The organism is Haloarcula quadrata (genome assembly GCF_003634715.1).
GTDB classification, from domain to species: Archaea; Halobacteriota; Halobacteria; order Halobacteriales; family Haloarculaceae; genus Haloarcula; species Haloarcula marismortui.
Genome location: NZ_RBWW01000001.1, coordinates 348,549 through 368,607 on the forward strand (window position 1 = coordinate 348,549; position 20,059 = coordinate 368,607).

The 20,059-nt window shown below is 63.2% G+C and carries 15 protein-coding genes and 1 tRNA gene; 5 read left to right on the plus strand and 11 right to left on the minus strand.

The genetic code is table 11. From position 1 onward, the window contains the following. The first annotated feature begins 151 nt into the window (after nt 1-151). Entirely contained in the window at nt 152-1,012 is an 861-nt protein-coding gene (locus BDK61_RS01835) for a transcription initiation factor IIB (protein ID WP_121302144.1), read from the plus strand. Here the strand turns inward: BDK61_RS01835 and BDK61_RS01840 are convergent. The 6 genes from BDK61_RS01840 to BDK61_RS01865 all read right to left on the minus strand — a co-directional run bounded on the left by BDK61_RS01840 (nt 991) and on the right by BDK61_RS01865 (nt 7,613). Further along, entirely contained in the window at nt 991-1,707 is a 717-nt protein-coding gene (locus BDK61_RS01840; RefSeq protein WP_121302145.1) for a MinD/ParA family ATP-binding protein, read from the minus strand. The genes BDK61_RS01835 and BDK61_RS01840 overlap by 22 nt on opposite strands. Continuing rightward, complete coding sequence (locus tag BDK61_RS01845) at nt 1,704-2,471, minus strand: DUF7857 domain-containing protein (RefSeq protein WP_121302146.1); 768 nt, start codon at nt 2,469-2,471, stop codon at nt 1,704-1,706. Before BDK61_RS01845 ends, BDK61_RS01840 begins: the two co-directional genes overlap by 4 nt. A 32-nt stretch (nt 2,472-2,503) precedes the next feature. Beyond that, nucleotides 2,504-3,313, minus strand: a complete 810-nt coding sequence (locus tag BDK61_RS01850; RefSeq protein ID WP_121302147.1) for a DUF7856 family protein — start codon at nt 3,311-3,313, stop codon at nt 2,504-2,506. Beyond that, nucleotides 3,310-3,645, minus strand: coding sequence for a DUF7855 family protein (locus BDK61_RS01855; protein ID WP_121302148.1), 336 nt, complete (start codon nt 3,643-3,645; stop codon nt 3,310-3,312). The genes BDK61_RS01850 and BDK61_RS01855 overlap by 4 nt, the downstream gene beginning before the upstream one ends. A 166-nt stretch (nt 3,646-3,811) precedes the next feature. Further along, a complete protein-coding gene (locus tag BDK61_RS01860; RefSeq protein WP_004960088.1) occupies nt 3,812-4,084 on the minus strand; it encodes a DUF7854 family protein in 273 nt (90 codons plus the stop codon). A gap of 1 nt (nt 4,085) precedes the next feature. Further along, nucleotides 4,086-7,613, minus strand: a complete 3,528-nt coding sequence (locus tag BDK61_RS01865) for an LAGLIDADG family homing endonuclease (RefSeq protein ID WP_004960085.1) — start codon at nt 7,611-7,613, stop codon at nt 4,086-4,088. Nucleotides 7,614-7,768: 155 nt separating this feature from the next. Between BDK61_RS01865 and BDK61_RS01870 the strand changes: the two genes are divergently transcribed. Continuing rightward, complete coding sequence (locus tag BDK61_RS01870) at nt 7,769-8,908, plus strand: BMP family lipoprotein (RefSeq protein ID WP_121302149.1); 1,140 nt, start codon at nt 7,769-7,771, stop codon at nt 8,906-8,908. Next, nucleotides 8,908-11,238 carry a methyl-accepting chemotaxis protein gene (locus tag BDK61_RS01875; protein WP_121302150.1) on the plus strand — a complete coding sequence of 777 codons (2,331 nt, stop codon included), beginning with the start codon at nt 8,908-8,910 and terminating at the stop codon, nt 11,236-11,238. Before BDK61_RS01870 ends, BDK61_RS01875 begins: the two co-directional genes overlap by 1 nt. Before the next feature lie 222 nt (nt 11,239-11,460). Here the strand turns inward: BDK61_RS01875 and BDK61_RS01880 are convergent. Beyond that, a tRNA-Pro gene (locus BDK61_RS01880) sits at nt 11,461-11,533 on the minus strand. A gap of 55 nt (nt 11,534-11,588) precedes the next feature. After that, nucleotides 11,589-13,463 carry an SLC13 family permease gene (locus tag BDK61_RS01885; protein WP_121302151.1) on the minus strand — a complete coding sequence of 625 codons (1,875 nt, stop codon included), beginning with the start codon at nt 13,461-13,463 and terminating at the stop codon, nt 11,589-11,591. A 142-nt stretch (nt 13,464-13,605) separates the two neighbouring features. On the opposite strand from BDK61_RS01885, the gene BDK61_RS23220 reads away from it, so the two are divergent. Further along, complete coding sequence (locus BDK61_RS23220; protein WP_164734752.1) at nt 13,606-13,779, plus strand: hypothetical protein; 174 nt, start codon at nt 13,606-13,608, stop codon at nt 13,777-13,779. Between the two features lie 37 nt (nt 13,780-13,816). Here the strand turns inward: BDK61_RS23220 and BDK61_RS01890 are convergent, their stop codons facing one another. The 3 genes from BDK61_RS01890 to BDK61_RS01900 form a co-directional block, all read right to left on the minus strand. Next, nucleotides 13,817-15,976 (minus strand): midas domain-containing protein, encoded by a 2,160-nt coding sequence (locus BDK61_RS01890; RefSeq protein WP_121302152.1) that lies wholly within the window; start codon nt 15,974-15,976, stop codon nt 13,817-13,819. 79 nt (nt 15,977-16,055) lie between these two features. Beyond that, nucleotides 16,056-18,101 carry a DEAD/DEAH box helicase gene (locus tag BDK61_RS01895; protein WP_121302153.1) on the minus strand — a complete coding sequence of 682 codons (2,046 nt, stop codon included), beginning with the start codon at nt 18,099-18,101 and terminating at the stop codon, nt 16,056-16,058. A gap of 284 nt (nt 18,102-18,385) precedes the next feature. Continuing rightward, a complete protein-coding gene (locus tag BDK61_RS01900) occupies nt 18,386-18,751 on the minus strand; it encodes a cupin domain-containing protein (RefSeq protein WP_004960061.1) in 366 nt (121 codons plus the stop codon). 100 nt (nt 18,752-18,851) lie between these two features. Here BDK61_RS01900 and BDK61_RS01905 point away from each other — a divergent pair, with 100 nt between their 5' ends. Continuing rightward, entirely contained in the window at nt 18,852-20,057 is a 1,206-nt protein-coding gene (locus BDK61_RS01905) for a CBS domain-containing protein (protein WP_121302154.1), read from the plus strand. The last annotated feature ends 2 nt before the right edge of the window (nt 20,058-20,059 follow it).

Below are 20,059 nucleotides of genomic sequence, written 5' to 3' on the forward strand. Positions count from 1 at the left end.
TTGGAATTTAATGCTGTCGGTATCTCGATAGGCGCTGGTGTCAATCCCAGTTCCTACCTACCGGTTACCGGTAGGCAGTTTCGCCGAAAAGCGCCCGGAAACCCGCCGTTGCATCGGCTTTTTAACTTTCCATCCAGCCGTAGGTGGAAACATGAGTACGACGGTAACGAAATGTCCGGAGTGTAACGGGTCAGTCAAACAACAGGGCGTCGAATCGGTCTGTGGCAGCTGCGGGCTGGTCGTCGGCGAGGATGCCATCGACCCCGGTCCGGAGTGGCGGTCGTTCGACGACGATGACACCGACCGGGCACGGACGGGTGCGCCGCTGACGCGGTCGCGCCACGACCGCGGGCTCTCGACGAAGATCGGCCGGTCGACACGGCTGAAAGGACGCAAGCGCCGTCAGTTCGCCCGCCTCCGCCGCGAACACAACCGGGCCCAGATCAGCTCGAAACGCGAGCGAAACAAGGTGTACGCCTTCACCGAGATCCGGCGTATCATCAGTTCGATGGCGCTCTCAGATGCAATCCGAGACCGGGCGTGCGTGCTGTTCGAATCCGCACAGAACGAGGATCTGCTGCAGGGACGAACGCTGGAAGGGTTCGCAGCCGCGGCCATCTACGCCACCTGCCGGACCGAAGGTGTTGCCCGGACAGTCGACGAACTCTGTACCGTCGCCAAGGCGACGCAGGCGGAGCTCCGCGCGGCCTATGACGCTCTGAACAGGGAGCTCGGGCTACCGACTGGTCCGATTGACCCCCGCGAGTACGTGCCACGTTTCGCAACGACGCTGGACCTGCCGACGGCGGTCCGCCAGCGTGCGGAGGAGCTCGTCGACGAGGCACAGGACCGTGGGCTGGTCAGCGGGCGCAATCCGGCCGGCGTCGCGGCGGCGTGTCTCTACACTGCGGCGCAAGAGCGGGACGTGGCGCTTACACAGGCCGAAGCGGCGGAGACAGCGGACGTAACGCCAGTCACGCTGCGTGGGACCTACACCGAGCTACAGGAATAGACGGCGTCAGCGAGCGATTCAATCGAGCGCCGAGCCGACGTGTCCGGCGCTGTTTCTCGAAGCGGCTGTCCATGGGCCTGTGCCGTCGCTAGCGGCTCACTTTTCGGGATAGCGACGGCTGGCGCACCGAACCGGTCCGCGACAGCCCCGGTCGCGGGGTTCGGACCGGCACGGTTGAGGACGACCCGACAGAGTCCGGCGTCGAGTTCGCGGGCCAGCGCCCGGACCCGAAGCGCATCAGCGAGCGCCGCGTCCTCCGGCGTCGTGACGAGTACCGCAACGTCGGCAGCAGCAAGGGGTAACCCCACGTCGGCGTGCATCCCCGCCGGCGAGTCCACAATGACCCAGCGATAGGTCCGCTCCAGCGCGGCGAATACATCTGTGAGCCCCCGCAAGTCGGCACTCCGAGCACCGGCCAGCGTTCGTCCGCATGGGACGAGAGTCACTGGACCGTCCTCCCGGACAGCTTCGTGCGGGTCGGCGCGGTCGGCAAGAACGTCGTGCAGGTCGGGACCACGACTGGACGGGAGGTCCGCCATCCCGAGGTCGCCGTCAACGACGACGCTCCCGGCGTTCGCGGTCGAGTGCGAATCCCTGCTGTCGGTCCGTTCGAGCGCGTCGAGTTCTGCCGCGAGATTGTACGCGACAGTCGACTTGCCGACACCGCCTTTCCCGCCGGTGACTGCCAGAATCATGCCAGGCGGGACAGGGTCTCAGTCGGCACCGTGGCAGCCGCTCGTCGGTCGGCGAGCCGCTCGGCCCGTCGGGCCAGCGCCCGGAGCATTTGCTCGTCGGTCTCGCCCCGTGCCGCGACCGTCCGGACGCCAGACAGGCCGTCTGCCGTGCGAACCGCAGCCGTCGCCGCTGACAGCGAATCCGCCTCGGCTAGCCGCTCAGCACGGTCGACCCGCCCAGCAACGGTTTCGAGCCACTGCGAAACTGCATCGGGGAGTTGCTGGTCCGGCTGGTGCCCGGCCGCAGTCCTCGGTTCGGCTGACGGTTGGCGTCCCGCTGGCTGCGGTTCGATGTCTTGTTCCGGCGTTGGACCGGGCGGCCCAGCGCTCGCGGCTTCGGCTACGTGCACTGACTCAGCTGTTGGGACGGCAGCAGCAGGCGGCGACGGGTCACCCAGTTCTCTGAGAACGGCGTCCGCGGAGTCGAGTCGGTCGTCCGCTATCGTCGTATCAGGTGCCGGCTCGGTACTCACCAGCTCCGCCGGCTGTGCAGACGGTGGGGCTGGCGTCGCGTACCCGAGCGCCTGCGTTTCCGGTCTGAGGACCCCTTCGAACCCGTCCTCGGACCAACCGGCTGCAGGAACGCCCTGCGTTCTCGGCGGCCAGAGAGGGCCATCGAGACGGTTCCGGACAGTAATTCGAGTCGGTTCGGCGATGTTGCCGACAGTCGCTGTGACGAGCGTCACGCCGTCGACTCGCTCGGCGCGACAGTCGAAGGTAACCATAGGAACGGTGGCCCGGCCTTCCGATTTAAAACTCAGCAACGGACGACGGGGGCGTCAAGACAGTCCGACGCAGCCGCTGGCGTCCTGAACCGGTCCGTTTCGAGGACGACCGGTGCAGGCGTTTTGGCGACCCGGAGTACGGCTAGGGCAGCCGTTACTGGGTCGGCATCGAACGGGTCGTCCGGAACTGGCCCGGGAACGGCTTCGATGGCCCGAGCGAACGTATCAGCGCACCGGTCAACGAGGGTCGCTCGGGCGCTCCGCCGGAGGTTGGCCAGTTCGTCGGTAAGCCGACGCTGTTCCTCCAGCGTGTCCCGATAGGCGCGTGCCCGCTCCCGACGGAGTTCGCGTGTCTCTCTGGCGGCAGCCTGTCGAGTTTCCCGTTCGCTCAGTTCTGTCGCCGCGTCCCGGAGAGCGGCCTGTACCGCCCCGTCGTCCGCACCGACCGCCTGCCGAGCGGTAAGGCGACCGCGGTGGGTAGCGACCGCTTCCTGCAGGCCGTCGATGGTCGACTCCGGGACTGGGTCAATGGGGTCCGGCAGCTCCGGCGGCGAGCACTCAAGTTCGGCCAGCTGGGCGTGGCACTCTGTGATGGCGTTGTCCTGTGGCGTCTCGTATCCCCGTGACCGAGCGGCAGCCGCGAGTGCAGTCCGCGTTCGCAGTCCCATCGATGGATGGACGTGCCCTGCGTAGGCGTACACGGACGGTGGTCCCGGACAGGAAACGACCGGAACGGACTGCTGCCCGCGGATGCTTGCGGCGATGGTCCGACCGTCGACGTTTCGGGTGCGAAGGTCGACGACAGCGCCCGTGTACGTGGTTCCAGCGACGTGGAGCTTCACAGGTCAACGCCTCGGAGTTGGTCCGGGTCTGGGAGGTCACGCCCCGACGCGAACCGCTCGTATGGCGTCGCCGGTTCCTCGCGTGCCTCATACCGTTTGGCCGCCTCACGGATATGCTCCGGAGCATCTGTCGGCTCGAACGGTTCGACGTGCTCGATCTGCACGTCAAGGTCGCGTTTCTCGTGGAGCCGAAGCGCCTGAAAGGCCCCGAACTCTGTTCCGGCGAACAACGCTGCTCTCCCGAACTGCCGAACGACACAGTCTTCATGGGCACGACAGACGTTTCGCAGGTCTCTGCGTGCCGCCCGGGAGTACGTGACGACGAGTAGCACTGGGTAGACATTGATATTATTACTATAAAATTTTACTGAATTGAATGGGATGTAGACTGAATATATATGCTAGTCGCCAAGAAAGATAGGGGCAGGCGGACTCGGGAGTCAGTACTGTAGGGGAGGTGTGGAGTGTGCCGACAGTACTCACGCTGCTCGAAAAGGTCTACTCGACGACTGTGACGGTGAATTCGCCGGCATCTGAGACGAGGTCCTGAACCCGCTCGCGGGCCGCTGTCTCAGACGGTGCGAGGACGACGAGACCATCCACGGTGGCTCCACCGTTTGCCCGATAGGCCTGCAGGTCGCCCTCGAACTCAGTCGCATAGGTCCGGAGCGTCCCACGAACGTCCCGTTCGAGGTCACTGAGCGACCGTGACCCTGCCTCGAACTCGGCCAGCGCCTCCTCGATGTTGCGGAGTGCGGAGATACGGTCCATATCAGGTTGTCCGAAGGTGATCCGTCCGAGGTTCGTACACCTCGCCTTTCTGTTTCAGCTTGTCAATCTCGTGTTCGGCCTTCGACTCGTCGATGCCGACCTCCTCAGCGCGTTCGATGACTACGTCGGCGGGTGCGCCCTCATCGTACTCGTCCTCAATGTCGGAAATGATGCCTTTGATGTTCTGGATGCGGTCGCGCTGAGTCTTCGACTGGCCGGTTTCGACCACGTCGGCGTCGAACTCGCCGGTTTCGGGGTCGACGCCGATCTCCTTCAGGCAGTAGTGGGCGATGTCGACCGCCCGGTCGGCGTCAGCTTCGTCGACGGTATCAGACAGCCGAATTCGAGCGGACGCCTCGGCAAGCCGGACCAGCGCCTCCAGTTTCCGGGCGGTGACCGGCACCGGTGCGTCCTCGTCCTGCCCCTTGAGCCGCAGGTCGACGTAGAAGTCTTCGATGCGCGATTTCGCCTCCTCGGTCATCGTCGGGAAGCAGTTGCGCTTCGCGTAGGCGACGTACTTCCGGAGAAGGTCTGGCTCGATAGTCGGCGCAACCTCTTCGGTGACGGTCCCAACCTCCTCCTCACTGAAATTCGACGTGGGATTTTCCGTCCGATGCGTGTGGAGTTCACCGGCGTAGTTGGTCTGGATAATGTGCTCGGCGAGGTTCCGGTCTTTTTCCTCGTCAGGCTTGTCCGTCACGGTGAAAATGAGGTCGAACCGGGAGATGAGTGCCGGTTCGAGGTCGATCTGCTCGCCGATAGGCTCGTACTGGTCGAAACGACCGTACTTCGGGTTAGCCGCGCCCAGCAGCGAACAGCGGGATTTGAGTGTCGCGTTGATTCCAGCCTTCGAGACGCTGATACGCTGCTGTTCCAGCGCTTCGTGCATCGCAGACCGATCTTCCGGAGACATCTTGTCGAGTTCGTCGATAGCGGCGATACCCTGGTCTGCGAGCACGAGCGCCCCCGCTTCCAGCGTCCACTGCTGGCCGTCGCCGAAGTCGTCACGAACGGCGGCTGCGGTAAGCCCCGCACTTGATGACCCTTTGCCGGAGGTGTAGACAGATCGGGGCGCAATATTCTCGATATACGACAGCATCTGTGAGTTATGCGAGACAACTCCGTTAGTGAGATAGTTGTGTGTCCCCTCGATTTCGAGGTCGTAGACCCACTTTTCATCGTGTTCGATGGGTTCTATCGATTCGATCCGGTCCCACGCGATGTCACCTTCGACGAGTGCAGCGAGTCCGTTCAGGTCTTGACGGAGTGGCCCCGTTCCGCCGCCGTCGCTACGCGCAGTGTCGCTGATAGGTGTGTCATTGTTCATCTCAGCCAACCGCGTCTCGAAGGCATCGAGAACCGATTCGAGACTGTCACGGCTTGGGTTTCGGCGTCCCCGCTCGTAGTGTTGATACGTCGAACGCGGAAGGCCGCACTCGGATTGGGTCAGTCCAAGTGCTTCCCGGATGCGACGGAGTTCCGGACCCAGATTGGGGACAATATCAAGATTCGTATTTCCGTGGGTTCCCTCGAATTGCCGGCACGCTTCGGTCTTTCGCGCTGTGATGAATCCGATTTGTTCGGCGTAGTCGTGGAAAGACTGCCCGGAGATTCGAAGCCGGTAGCTGCCGTTGTTCCGGGGTTGGAGTTGTGCCGTGATTCCCTGTGTGACGAGCAAGGTTCGAACGTCTTCCAGCAGCGGTTTACTCATCGAAGCAACAGTAATCTCTCTCTGTGATGTCGAAACGTGTCCCTCTCCCTCGATATAGCCTCGAATAAATCCGGTGACAACGTTGTCGCTGGCTCGCATGATATCTTGCGGAACGCGTCTCTCCGCCGAGGACTGGAGCAACGTTTCGTCCAGAGATGCGAGGAAGCTCACGAACTCGCCGGCAGAACACAACAGTTCGCGGGCGGTCTTCCCCTCGTGTGAACTCCGTTCCGTAACGTTGAGGTTCAGTGTCTCCAGAACAGATTTCGCGTCATCGAGAACTTCGCGGTCGTTATTGGTTATCGAAACATACCCCGTGTTATCCGGACGTTGCTCGACGTACCCCTCGGCAACAATATAACCGATCAGACGGGCCAGTTCGGGTGTCCACTGCGGTGGAAGGTCAAGATCGATTCTGTTGTGGGCCTGTGATTGTCGGAATGTGACATCCAGTTCGTTACAGGCATTTGTGGAAACCTTCCGTGGAACGGCAACGTGTGTCCCGCTCTCTAATTCCTCGGCTTTCCTGGCCTGGAACCGGCCGTCAGATTGGACGAACAGTGGATGGGACGGGGTTACATCGAGTTCACGACCAGTCGCGGTTCGTATCCGATACAGTGTTTCCGGTGCCTCGCGCTTCCAAACCTTGGTCGCGTTTTGCGTGGCTACTGTTCCATCGGATTGGAGTGAGGGGACATCGAAATCAACAGTGTCCCACACGCCGTCGTCGACTGGTTTGGGATCATCTAAGTTCGATTCAACGACCTCTCGTATCGGCCGTTCGTGGCCGTCTGCGAGAGTTACCCGCGTGTCACCGTGGACGCATTTCCCCGTCCCCGGATCGCCTATCAGCAACATATGGAGGTCCCCACGTATTCGAGATCCGTCAGGTAGCTCCTTCGTTACGCCGGAGAAGAGCTGGAGCATCATCGCGAGCTTCTCTTTTTCGTAGCCGTAGATAGAGGGGGCGATGGCCCCGACCATCTTGTCGTAGATGTCGGGTTCGCTGGAGAGTTCGACGATTTCCGTCTTGTCAGCGTCGGTGATCTCCATGTCCTCGAACTGCTCGTCCTCGATTTCAACGCTGACGCCTTCCATGTAGATGTCGAACATCGGGGACTTTTCGTTGTCGTTGCCCCGCTGGTCGAGTTTGAGGATACCGGTCACGCGGACGTGGTCACCGGCGGTGACGTGGCCCGTGATGTCGTCCTCGATGTTGATGTCGATTGACTGGGGCGTCTCCCCACCACGCAGTCCCTCGGGAGATTCCTGTACACGGAGCTTCTGGGCGTCGATGAACTGGGACTGGTCGGTGTTGAGCCGGAACGGCCCCTGTCGTTCACAGCCCTGACAGTCGTGCGGTTCCTGAAAGTCACCGGCGGTCTGGGGGATACGCGTGAGCGTGCCACAGCGCTGGCACTCGAAGGCCGCCTCGATGACTTTCGGGCGTACATCGGTCGCTTTCCGGATGATACCACGGACGGCGACGAGGTTGCCGTGGTGTTCATGGCGCAGGTCACGGATGTCCTCGGACTCGGGAAGGTTCCGAACGCGGACGTGGGCCTGCCCGAGTGAGACATCAACCGGGAGGTCATACAGCCGAAGGGCCTCCTCGGCGTACTCCTGAATCTGCTCTGGCTTTGTCCGGTAGTCGTCGGCCAGATCCGGGTCGAAACGATAGAGGTCGTCCCAGTCGATATACAGCGATTTCTGGTCGTTCGGATATTTCTGGGCGAGCTCACCGATCTCGTTGCGGTAGTAGTTGCGGTAGAACTCCTCGAAGCGGTCGATGAGTTCGGTGTTCTCGGCGGTCGCCATTTGAGTGGACAGTGGTTATGCCCACTGGCCTAAGAAGGTTCGCAAACCGGGGTGGAACTGAAATAAGGCGGCACGAGGGTGCTATTAATATCAGTGTCGAGAATTGGGCCCGGTAGTTTTTGCTGGCATCGCGATTCACTCAGAGTAGAATAACCGTGCGCAATCATATTACAAGGCGTCAGCTCCTCGCCAGCGGCGGCGCGGCCGCGACCGCAGCACTCGCCGGCTGTGCGGGCGGCTTCGGAGGGAGCGGACAGGGAGACGAGGGGGCCAGCGACAGCCAAGAAGCAACTGCCAGTGGCATCGACGAGAGCGATGCGGCGGCGACTGTCGGAATGGTGTACGCGCTGGGTGGGCTCGATGACCGCTCGTTCAATGATGCTGCGAACCGCGGCATTCAGCGCGCACGCCTCGATGACGGGGTCGAGTACACGAACCACGAGCCAACCAGTGTCGCCGGGTTCGGCGAAATACAGGCCGAGCTGGCGAGTTCGACGAGTCCGTCATACGACCTTATCTGTTGTATCGGATTTCTGCAGGCTGAAGGGCTATCTGAGGCTGCATCGGAGTACACGGACCAGCAGTTCATGATCGTCGACTCTGTCGTGGATGCAGACAACGTGGCGAGTTACGTGTTCCGCGAACACGAGGGGTCGTTTCAGGCCGGGAACCTCGCTGGGCTGCTCACAACCAGAGATGTCGACCTCGGTGCGGGTGCGACGAACCCGGAAGAGACGACGGTCGGGTTTATCGGCGGCCTCGACCAGCCGCTCATCCACAAGTTCGAGGCCGGCTTCAGAGCCGGCGTCGAGTACGCTAACACAGGCGTTGATGTCCTCACCGAGTACCTCGGGAACTTCGACGACGTGCAGGGCGCTCGGGACATCGCAGCCAAGATGTACGACAATGGAGCAGACATCGTCTACCACGCGGCGGGTGGCGCAGGTGTTGGTATCTTCCAGGCCGCACAGGCTCATGGCCGGTACGCAATCGGGGTGGACTCAGACCAGTCCCGGAGTAACCCTCGGTACGCGGATGTCGTACTCGCGAGCATGGTCAAGCGAGTGAACGTTGCGGTCTACGACGCGGCGACGGCGACGGTCGCGGACAGCCTCCCCGCTGGTGAGGTTGTCTCGCTCGGGCTTGATAGTGACGGCGTCGGCGTCGTCTATGGCACCTCCCTCGAGCCGGCAATTCCCGACGATATCAGGGAGGCACTGTCGACATCGCGGGAGCAAATCGCCGCCGGCGACATCGTCGTGCCCACTGAGCGCTCCAACACGGGTGGTGCCTGATGGCGGGCGGTCCGCTCGACGGACTGGCGAGTGCGCTTGATCGAGTCGCTCCCGAATTCATACGGCAACGGTTCGCTGCGAAGTTTGCTGTTGCGTTCCTCGCCGTGGTGCTCGTCATCGCGGGCGCCGGCGCGTTCACGTTTCAGGCGACATCCACAGCAGTCGAGCAACAGACAACCGAACAGCTCGCCGAGACCAGCCAGCTGGAGGGGGACTCTATCGGCTCGTGGGTCGAACAGCAACGCACGCACACCCGGTCCATTTCGCAGGGTGAACCACTCCGGAGCGACCGGCGCGCTGCGGCGTACATCCTGCTGCAGGACCAGTTACTTCCTGACGACGTTGTCAGTATGCACCTCGTAAACGAATCCCGTGGCGAGGTAGTCGCCAGCACGGAACTCCCGCTAGAGGGACGGTCGCTGTCCGAACTTGACGCGCCGTGGACGGCCGCCGAAGTGCCGGAGGGGCCCGGCAACAACACACAGGTCTGGTCGAGTAGTCGGTCGTACCGCTCGCCGGTCCTCAACGACGAGCCCGTGATGGCGTTCGCGAGCTCGGTCCCGAAGCGCGACGGCTCGCACCTCGTCGTCGTCACGCGTATCCAGAGTCAGGTCGACCGGCTCAGCGATACGAATTCGACGAAGGAAACCACGATTCTGAACACCAACGACGAGACGGTACTGAACATCGACCGCGAGTTCGATGCTGCCACCCACAGTGAGAGCCTCGCGGCAATCCGCGACGCGAACGGCACTGCAGCCCCGGTGACAGCGGTGTCCGATGGTCGCGTGTACGCGTTCGCGCCCGTCCCGACCACGAACTGGGTCACAGTGACCAGTCTAGACACGGCACAGGCGTTCAGTGTCCGGGATACGGTCGGGCAGACGGTCGGACTGCTTGTCCTGCTGGCACTCGTTTCGTTGTCGGCTGTCGGCCTCGTGCTCGGGAAACGCACGGTCGACCCCCTGAAGAAGCTACGAGACCGTGCTGAACGCATCGAGGCCGGCGACTTCGATGTCGACCTCTCGACGAACCGCGCCGATGAAATCGGCCGGCTCTACGGGACGTTTGACGATATGCGGATCTCTCTGCAGAACCGCATTCAGGAAGCGGAGGATGCGGTTGAGGAAGCAAAGACGGCGCGGTCGGAGGCCGAGGAGCTCCGCACGGAAGCGGAGGACGCACGGGCTGAGGCGGAGGAAGCCAGCCAGCGGCTTCAGAAGCGCGCCACCGAGTACAGCGCGGTGATGCAGGAGATCGCTGACGGTGACCTCACGAAGCGACTCGACGAAGACGCGGAGGAGACGGCGATGCGGGAAGTCGCAGTGGAGTTCAACGCAATGCTCGACGGGCTCGAAGCCACCGTCAGTGAGGTCGCGGCGTTCGCCGACGAAGTCGCAGATGCCACAATCGAGGTCGCAACTGGGGCCGAAGAAATCGAGACGACGAGCCAGACCGTCAGTGACCGCATACAGGAGATCGCCGACGGCGCTATCAGACAGCACGACGACCTTGAGGAGGCTGCCGCCGAAATGGACGAGCTATCGGCGAGCATCGAGGAAGTCGCAGCGTCGTCGACGACGGTCGCAGAGACGGCCAGGGAAGCCGTCGACCGTGGCGAAACGGGCCGGGAAGCCGCCGAGTCAGCCATTGACGACATGGCGGAAATCGAGTCCCGCTCGGCAGACGCGGTCGACCAGATTCTCGCGCTACAGAAGCGGATGGACGACATCGGCGAGATTGTCGACTTCATTTCGGATATCGCCGAGCAGACGAATATGCTCGCCCTGAACGCCAACATCGAGGCCGCCCGTGCCGACAAAGACGGCGAGGGCTTCGCCGTTGTCGCCGACGAGGTCAAGAACCTCGCGGAGGAGACGAAGCAGGCGGCAGCAGAGATAGAAGCCGAAATCGCGGCCGTGCAAACGGAGACGGACGAGACTGTCACGGACATCCGCGCGACCAGCGACCACATCGACACCGGTGTGAAGACTGTCCGCGAGGCTGCCGACGCGATAGCGGACACTGTCGACGCAATCGAGAACGCCAACGATGGGATTCAGGAGATTGCGGACGCCACCGAGGACCAGGCCGACGCAACGCAGAGCGTCGTCCACCGCGTCGACGGGGTGTCCGAGATCAGCCAGAACGTGACGGAAGACGCCGAGCAGGTATCGGCGGCCGCCGAAGAGCAGTCCGCGTCCGTCGCTGAAATCGCCCAGAGCGCGGACGAACTCCGCGACCGTGCCGACTCGCTGGCCGCGACCGTCGACGAGTTCGACACCAGTAGCAGGGAGGACGACCACAGCGATGTCGGAGGCCAGCGATAACACGCCACGCGTTCCGCCCCTGACGGGACTGGCGACTAGCGCGGTGTGACATCGCGACGGCTTCTTTTTGCAGTGTCGCCCGGGGAGTCGCTACGGGCATAGTGGTGAGGACGGGCCGCGGCTACGAGTGGGAGTGGCGATGACAGCAAGGGGCTGGCAAGACAGGCTGCTAGAGAAGTAGCGGTAGACGCGGCAGAAAGGCCGCGTTCGTTATCGCAGGTATGGGATCGCCCAGATTTGAACTAGGGGCGCGGGCACCCAAGGCCCGAAGGTTACCAAGCTACCCCACGATCCCGTACTACTCTCTCGATTCGACAGCCTGTAAAGCGTTTCGTTGCGAGGCGGCCATGTCACGCGGGAGCGAGGCCCCAGAAATACGCGATGCCAAGCGTCGTTGCGACGGCGAATACGGCCTGTAGCGGCGCACCAACCTTCAGATAATCGGTGAATCGGTACCCACCGGGACCATAGACAAGGAGGTTGGTCTGATAGCCAACCGGCGTCATGAACGCCGTCGAGGCGGCAAAAGTGACGGCGAGGACGAAGGCGAAGGCGCTGGCGTTCAGTTGCTGGGCGGTTTCGATGGCGACCGGGATCATCAGGACGACAGAGGCATTGTTCGAGATGATGTTCGTCAGCAGCGCCGTAACGAGGTACATCAGCCCGAGAACGACGGCGAGGCCGCCCCCAGCGGTAAGGACGCTGCCAGCGCCCATGACGAACAGCTCCGCGAGCAAGTCAGCGCCGCCGGTCTCCTGTAGTGCGGTACCAAGCGGGATGACGCCGGCGAGCAGGAAGATGACATCCCACTGGACGGCGTCGTACAGCTCCGGGGGGCGGAGACAGCCAGTGAGCACCATCGCCAGCGCGCCGCCGAGCGCCGAAATGACGATGTGAACCGGCGTCAGCGCCGCGACGCCGACGACAGCAGCGACGATGCCGATAGCGACGGGAATCTTCGACCGCCGGAAATCCGGGCGTGCGACCTCCTGGGCGACGATGAAGTCGTTGTTACGGTTGAGACGGTCGATGCTTTCAGGGGTGGCCTGCACCAGAAGCGTATCGCCGATGCGGAGTGTAACGTGGTCCATTCGTTGGCGGTACAGCTCCTGCCCGTGGCGAAGCGCCAGCACGGTCGCGTCATAGCGCTGGCGGAAGTTCGTGGAGACGAGTGTCTCGCCAATAAGCGAGGAGCCGGGGGCGACGACAACCTCAACGAGGTTTTTCCGCTCGTTTGCGGTTTCCAGTTCCGCGTCGTCGACCTCGACATCCGGAATGATGTCCAGCCCTTCGACATCGAGGAGGTCGACGAGCGTGTCTCGGTCCGTCCGAACGGCGAAGACATCACCGGCCCGAATGGATTTCTGGCCGAGCGGTTCGAGGAACGTGCGTTTCTCACGGACCAACTGGACGATGTCCACGTCGAACGCCGAAACTCTGAGCGCCTCGTCGACAGTCTGCCCGATGAGCGGGGAGTCTTCGCGAACGACGACCTCGGTGAGATACTCACCCATCTCGAACTCCTCGGTGAGGTCCTCTTCGACCGGAATCCGCGACGGGACCAGATAGCGCCCGACGGTAAGAAGATAAACCGTTCCGATGACGGTCACGATGATGCCGAGCTGGGTGAACTCGAACATACTGAACGGCTGGTCGATCAGTTCCGCCGAGAGCTGCGAGGCGAGGATGTTCGTCGACGTCCCAATGAGCGTCAGCATTCCGCCGAACATCGAAGCATAGGACAGCGGCAACAGTAGTTTCGACGGCGAGAGCTTGCCCTTGTGTGCGATGTCAGTGACCATCGGCAGGAGGATGGCAACGGCGGCAGTGTTGTTGATGAACCCGGAGATAGGCGCGACCAGCCCGACGGTCGCACTGAGCTGTTTCGTTTCGCTGTCTCCGGTCAGCGAGGCGATTTTCGCGCCGAGAATCTGGACGATCCCGGTCCGCTGGACGCCGTCCGAGAGAATGAACATCGCAAGCACCGTTATCGTCGCCGTCAAGGCGAAGCCAGAGAGCCCGCGGTCCAGCGGCGAAATCCCGTCACCGGCCTGGTGTAACACGTACACCGGCTCGGCAAGCAACCCGAGGTCGGTCGCGAGCACCGTCACCGGTTCGGCCAGCATCAGCGCGACCATAACGGCAATAGCGGTCACATCGACGGGCAGCGCCTCCGTCGCAAACAGCACCAGCGCAGCGACAATGACCGCAAACACGAACAACATCCCCGGCGTGAGAGGTGGCAGCGACACGTCTGGCCCCTGCGCCGCCAGTGACAAAAGGATGGGTCGTTTGCGAGTGGCGACATCCTCACGCGACCCGGAACCGCAGCCGACGTTTATGCCTGTCCGGGCCGAACGTATCATAATGAGCCTTTTCAACGATATCGGTCGGAAAGTCGAGACGCTGAAGCAGGAAGTCGAAAAGGCGTCTGACGACGAGGCCACCCACCAGTGCAGCGAGTGTGAAACGCGCCTCTACACGGATCACGACGAGTGTCCCGACTGTGGGAGCACGGCTGTCCTCCCCCTGTCTGACTAGCAACAGCGGGGAAACGACGGACCGGGACTCACATCGCTCACCGTGTCGGCGCCTCACGACCAAGATCGTCGAGCAGGGCGTCGTAGCTCCGGCCAAACACCGCCTGTTTTCTGAGCGACGTTATCGCGACCTCGAAGACAGGGACTGCGAACTGCCCGGCCGGCCCACCGACGACGACGGCCGCTTCGTGGTCCGTCTCGTCGGTCCAGTCGCCATCGAGGTTCCGGACGAGGACTTCGCCGAAGTAGCCGCCGAGTTCTCGCACGACGCTGGTGAACGCGCGGTCGTCGAACGACGCGTCGCTCCCGAAGGTCGTCTCGGCGAAGCGCTCGTCGTCCCACTCGGCGTCGACTAGGTCGTCGAGCCGCGAAAGCGAGGCCGGCGAGAAATCGAGGTCGTGCTCGCCCCAGAAGTCAGCGAACTCGACAGCGGTGTCGGCGTAGTCCGCCCGGACCGTGCCGGATTCCCACGAGCGGGCCATCGAGCTAGCGGTCGAATCGCTGTCACTGGGTGCAGATAGGTCACTCTCGTCGGTGTCTGCTGTCGCAGCCGTCTCGTCAGCGGTTACGTCCTGTGACGCTGCGTGCTCGCTGGTATTGGTCGCCTTGACATCTGCGACAGGAGCCGATGTGTTGGGACTGTCATCAAACAGCTCCGTGGCGTCAGAGTCCGAAACGGCTGCCGGGGTATCATCGGCCCTCGTGTCGGCGATGTCTGCAGGTGACTCATCAGCCGTCGTTTCGGCAGCCGCCTCTGCGTCTGGAACGGTATCTGACAACGCATCCGGCGAGCTATCGCGGGTCGGTTCGTCGTCCATCGATGTGTCGTCGGCTGTGCCCGTCGCTGCTTCGTCGTCGGCTGTGTCAGTTGCCGCCCGCGCGGGCGTGGTGTCATCGGTTCCATCCTCATCGCGGGAGTCGACAGCCGAGCCTTCGGACGGTGTCTCGGCCGCTGGCGTTTCATCAGAGGAGGACGCTGTGGCAGTATCGAACGACGACTCCGCTTCATCGATATACGCAACCGGCTCGTCGGCTGCGGCCGCATCGGTCGTTGTTTCGACAGCATCAGTCGTATCAGCGGCCGGTTCATCCGCAGAATCATCGACGGCTGACTCCTCGGCCAGTGTCTCAACTGTTGGCTGCTCATCAGCAGTGTCATCAGCCAACCACTCTGTGGCGGTGTCATCTGCTGACCGTTCTTGGGCGGTGTCGTCAGCCGCCGGCCTGTCACTCGGATCGGCAATCGATTCTTCTTCGGTGGCTGCAGTGGCTGGCGGCTCGCTACCAGCAGCATCTGACACTGAATCAGTTGTATCGGAATCTGCGCTCTCGTTGCTGTCAGGGTCGTCACTGCCCCGCGGTGGCTCGTTCTCCGGTTCGTCATCAACCGCACTGGCGACGGGCGTGGGGTCGGTGTCGTCCGACCGGTCGTCAGCTTCCGACTCGGATTCGACCCGTTTGACGATGCGGGTCGGCTCCGTTTCGACAGCTTGAGACGGCTCAGAATCAGTGGTATCGCCGGCAGGTGCTTCACCTCCCTCGTCTGTCGCCGTCGGTTCGGGAGGGGCCTCGCGCTCGTCCGCCTGTGCATCACCAACACGGCTAACGATCCGCGTCGGCTCGGAGACGACGCTGTCGGGGTCGGTTTCATCTGCCTCCAAATCTGCCCGCCCATCACCGTCGGGAGTCTGTATGCTATCCAGTGCCAGTTCGGATTCCAGACGTGTCACGACAGCCGCAAACACCGGCTCGTCGCCGAACGAGCGGGCGGCCACGTCGAACACCGCGACGGTCACCTCGTCGTCCGGGCCGGAAACGGTAACGCCCCATCGGCCGTCGGACTGGACCCACTCGCCGTCGTACGCCCGCACGAGGAGTTCACCGAGATAGCTCCCGAACCGAACCGTGTTTTCGGTGTAGGTCGTCGTCCCCGCGGCGTCGCCGACGGTCTCGCCGCCGTAGCTCTCCTCGATGGCCGTATCGAGGCGGGCAAGCGCATCGGGGTCGAATGTCAGCGGGTCCGCGCCATCGACGACGTTCTCGGCGTACTCCCGGAACGTCGTCGGGTCGAGCGCCGCCGTGTCTAGGCGGTCCGGCCCATCGTCGGACGGCCCGTTATCCTTTGCCGTCCGCTCGTCCCCGTCGGTCGACGAGTCATCGCCACCGACGGCACGACGGATCCTATCGAACAGGCCCATGGACACCGGAAGTACGTGCCGCTACAAGAATGTACGCCGAAAGGATATTCAGCCGACAGGTTGGACGGGCGCGGACCGCTCAGTGCTCGTCGCGTAATTCCATGTCGGCGACGATTTCGTAGGGATGCTGTCCCTTGCGGATGCCGTCGAGCAACTGGAAAGACTCGTCGGGCGCGAGGAAATGCCGGGTCACAGCCCGGCCAAGCGGCGTCGGCGAGAGGCCGTCGATAAACTCGTATTCGAGCAGTTTCCCCAGCGCGTGTTTCGTCGGCACCTCGCCGACCATCCGGTCGTTGAGCCGCTTGGCCTGCTTGCCGGCGACGGTGACGTTAGCCAGCGTCTCTTCGACGGCTGCGCCCTCGTCGTAGCGGGTGATGACCGGCTCCATCTCGCCTTTCAGCAGCTTGAACGCCACTTCGTCTTCGGTCATCTCCATGCTGTTGTGGTACGAACAATCAGGCTCGACCAGCATGTAGACGGTCCCCTTGTCGTGGTAGTCCGGGCGGCCGGCCCGGCCGAGCATCTGGCTGAACTCCTGGACTGTGAGCCATTCGATACCCATCGCCAGTGAGTCGAAGATGACCTGCGAGGCCGGGAAGTCGACCCCCGCCGCCAGCGCCGCCGTCGTCACGACCGCCGCGAGGTCCTGATCAGCGAACTGCCGCTCGACACGCTGTCGCTTCCGGTTGTCCAGCCCGGCATGGTACGGCGCGGAGCTGTACTCCAGCTTGCGTGAAATCTGGTGGCAGCGCCGCCGGGAGTTCGTGAAGATGATGGTCTGCCCGCGGTACCCCTTGCTGGATTTGTTGTCGAAGGCCCGCTTGACGAGCTTCTTTTCGGTCTCGATCTTCTCGCGGCCGTCGGCGAACGTGACGTGGCGCTCGATTGGAACCGGTCGCTCCTCGAATTCGATGAGCGTCGCCCGGAGCTGGTCGGCCAGCTGGCCGGGGTTGCCGACCGTCGCCGAGAGATAGATCCACTGCGTGTCGCCGCTGTCAGGCGCGCCGCCGGACTCGCAGTAGTATTTGAGTCTGGAAATCAGGCCGTCGAGCCGGTGGCCCCGCTCGTCCTCGCCGAGTGTATGCACCTCGTCGATGACGACGGTGCCGACGGTGCCGAGGTCTTTGCCGGTCCGGAGCGCGTGGTCGATTCCCTCGTAGGTCCCGACGATGACGTCGGCCTCGGGGTCGAACCGCCCGCCCTCGTCGGCGATGCGGCTCGCGCCCACGCGGAGCGACACGTCGACCATGTCGCCGTAGCGGTCCTGAAACTGCTCGTATTTCTGGTTTGCGAGCGCGACCAGCGGGACGAGAAACAGCATCGTGCCCTTGTTGTTCAGGACGCGGTCGATACCCGCCATCTCGCCGATGAGCGTCTTCCCCGTCGCCGTCGCGCTCACGACCAGCTGGTCGCGGCCCTCGGTGGCCCCGTGCTCGACGGCGAGACTCTGGACCGGGAGCAGGGTGTCGAACCGGGATTCGAGATGGTCCTGCATCCCGGGATGGAGGTCCAGCGAGTCGACGCGAACGGGGTCGACCTCGTCGACGGTCGCCGAAATCTCGTCGAACTTCGTCAGGTCCGGGTCCAGCTGGCCCGACAGGAGGTTCGTCACCCGGTCGAGGTCCTGCACTTCGAGCAGGAGCTCTTCGAGCCGGTCGCGGGCGTCGCCGCTGATGCTCCCCTTGAACGCGAGTTCGCGGTCGAGCTGCTGGCGAGCGCACTCCGGACAGATGGTTTCGTCGTCGGTCTCGATAGCCGTCTCGCTGGTAATCGGCGAGTAACGCCCGTCGGAGGCACACAGCCGACAGGTCCGGACGACCTTGGCCTCAATCTGGTAGGCATCGAGCATCTCTCGGACGCGCTCGCGTGCACGCGGAGCAGTCTGCTCTGAAATGCGAATGCGGGCCGCACGGCGGGCGAGGTCGACGAACTGGTCGGGCGAGCGAAGCTCCTCGCTGGTCCCGTCCTTGACGCGGAGCCGACGCGGGCGGGGGCCGGCGTCGGTCTCTTTCAGTTCGAGGATACCGTGGAAGAGCCGCTCGCCGTCCCGGTGGGCGGCGACGCGGAACTCCTCGCCGTGTTCGTGGAGGAACAGCGTCTCTACCTGTGCGGCCTGCTGTGACACAATTATCTAGTGGCGACTGCGCTACTTGAGCGGTTCGGACTAGCTGTGAGCGGGACGAATCACGCGGCTACGGTTTCGAACAGCCAGAAAGCCCCGAGCCGCTGGACTACTGCGACTCGCTGCGCTCCTCGGTCGTTGCACTCCCTGCGGTGCTTACGTCGTCTCGAACGCCCAGCGGCTCGCCCCTTTCGGTCCCACCCGGCCTGGATTGGGTAGTCGGCTCTGTGTTGGGCGCTCTGGTGCTCAGTTGTTGCTACGCCTGTGGTAGATGCACATGCTAGCAGTCACTCTTGCAGTTTGATTTCGTCATCGCCGGCGGGAACCGCACAGAGAAACGCGCCCGGTTCGTCGCCGTCATTACGATACCAGTGGACAGCGCCAGCGGGGATATGGAGGCTGTCGCCCGCCCCGACGGCGTACTCCTCGCCCTCGATGCCGACGGTGTACCGGCCAGCAAGGACGTATTGCTCGTGTTCGATGTCGTTGGTGTGTTTCGGCACGCTGCCGCCGGGGGCGAGCGTGAAGCGACGGATTGCGAGGTTGCCGCCGCCGCTCTCCTCGCCGATGAGGACGCCCTTTTCAAGCCCGTCAGCTGCGTCGACGGCCTCGTACGCAATGTCGTCCGCGCGGCGAATCAGTGGGTCGCTCATGTGCGGTCCATCGCGGGCTCGGCGCAAAGGCGTACCGGCGGCGGTGACCATGGCAGTCCCGCCAAGGGGGCTTAAGACCGTCCCGCGTCAACCTCCCGATATGCGCCGGTTTCGCATCGGAAGCGCGTTTGGAATCCCCATCCAGTTGGACCTGACGTTTCTCCTCGTGCTACCGCTGTTCGCCTGGATTATCGGGACACAGATCGAACAGACGACTGAGCTGTTGAACAGGACGTTGAACGCCGGGCTGGACGCGGCCGTCCTTACCGACGGCGCGCTCGTCTGGGTACTCGGCATCGGTGCGGCCCTCGGCCTGTTCACCGGCGTCGTCCTCCACGAACTCGGCCACTCCCTCGTCGCTATCCGCTATGGCTTCCCGATCGATTCCATCACGCTCTGGCTGTTCGGCGGCATCGCCCAACTCAGCGAGATGCCCGAAGACTGGAAACAGGAGCTGGTCATCGCCATCGCCGGCCCCATCGTCAGCATTGCTGTCGGCGCTGTCTGTTACGTCGCGTTCCAGATTCTCCCGAGCGGCGCGGCAACAGCCATCGAATCGGCACGGTTCATCCTCGGCTATCTCGCGCTAATGAACATCGCGCTGGCGGCGTTCAACATGCTGCCGGGGTTCCCGATGGACGGCGGCCGTGTCCTGCGTGCGCTGCTCGCCCGCCGGCGGTCCTACGCCCGAGCGACGACAATCGCCGCCGAAGTCGGGAAGATATTCGCCGTCTTTCTCGGCCTGTTTGGCATCTTCGTCCTCGGGAATATCTTCCTCGCCGGGCTGGCGTTCTTCATCTACATCGGGGCGGCGGGCGAGTCCCGCCAGACCTCGATGCGGGCCGCGTTCGAGGGCGTCACCGTCGCGGACGTGATGACCCCAGCGGACCACGTCACGACAGTCGCCGACGATATGTCTGTCCGGGAACTCATTCAGACGATGTTCAGGGAGCGCCACACCGGCTATCCGGTCAAGCGCAGCGGCGAGGTCGTCGGCCTCGTCACGCTCGAAGACGCCCGCGCCGTTCAGGAAGTCGAGCGCGAGGCCTACACCGTCGGCGACGTGATGACGACGGAAATCATCACAATCAGTCCGGAGACCGACGTAATGGACGCGCTGACCTCGCTGCAGCAGAACTCCGTTGGTCGCCTGCTCGTCACTGACGAGGACGGCTCCTTCGAGGGACTACTCACCCGGTCTGACATCATGACAGCACTTTCGATTATCAAATCAAGCAGCGACTACACCGCCATCGGCGAGTCAGAAACCGAGACCGTCCGGCCGGAATCAAGAATCGAGCGGTAGCG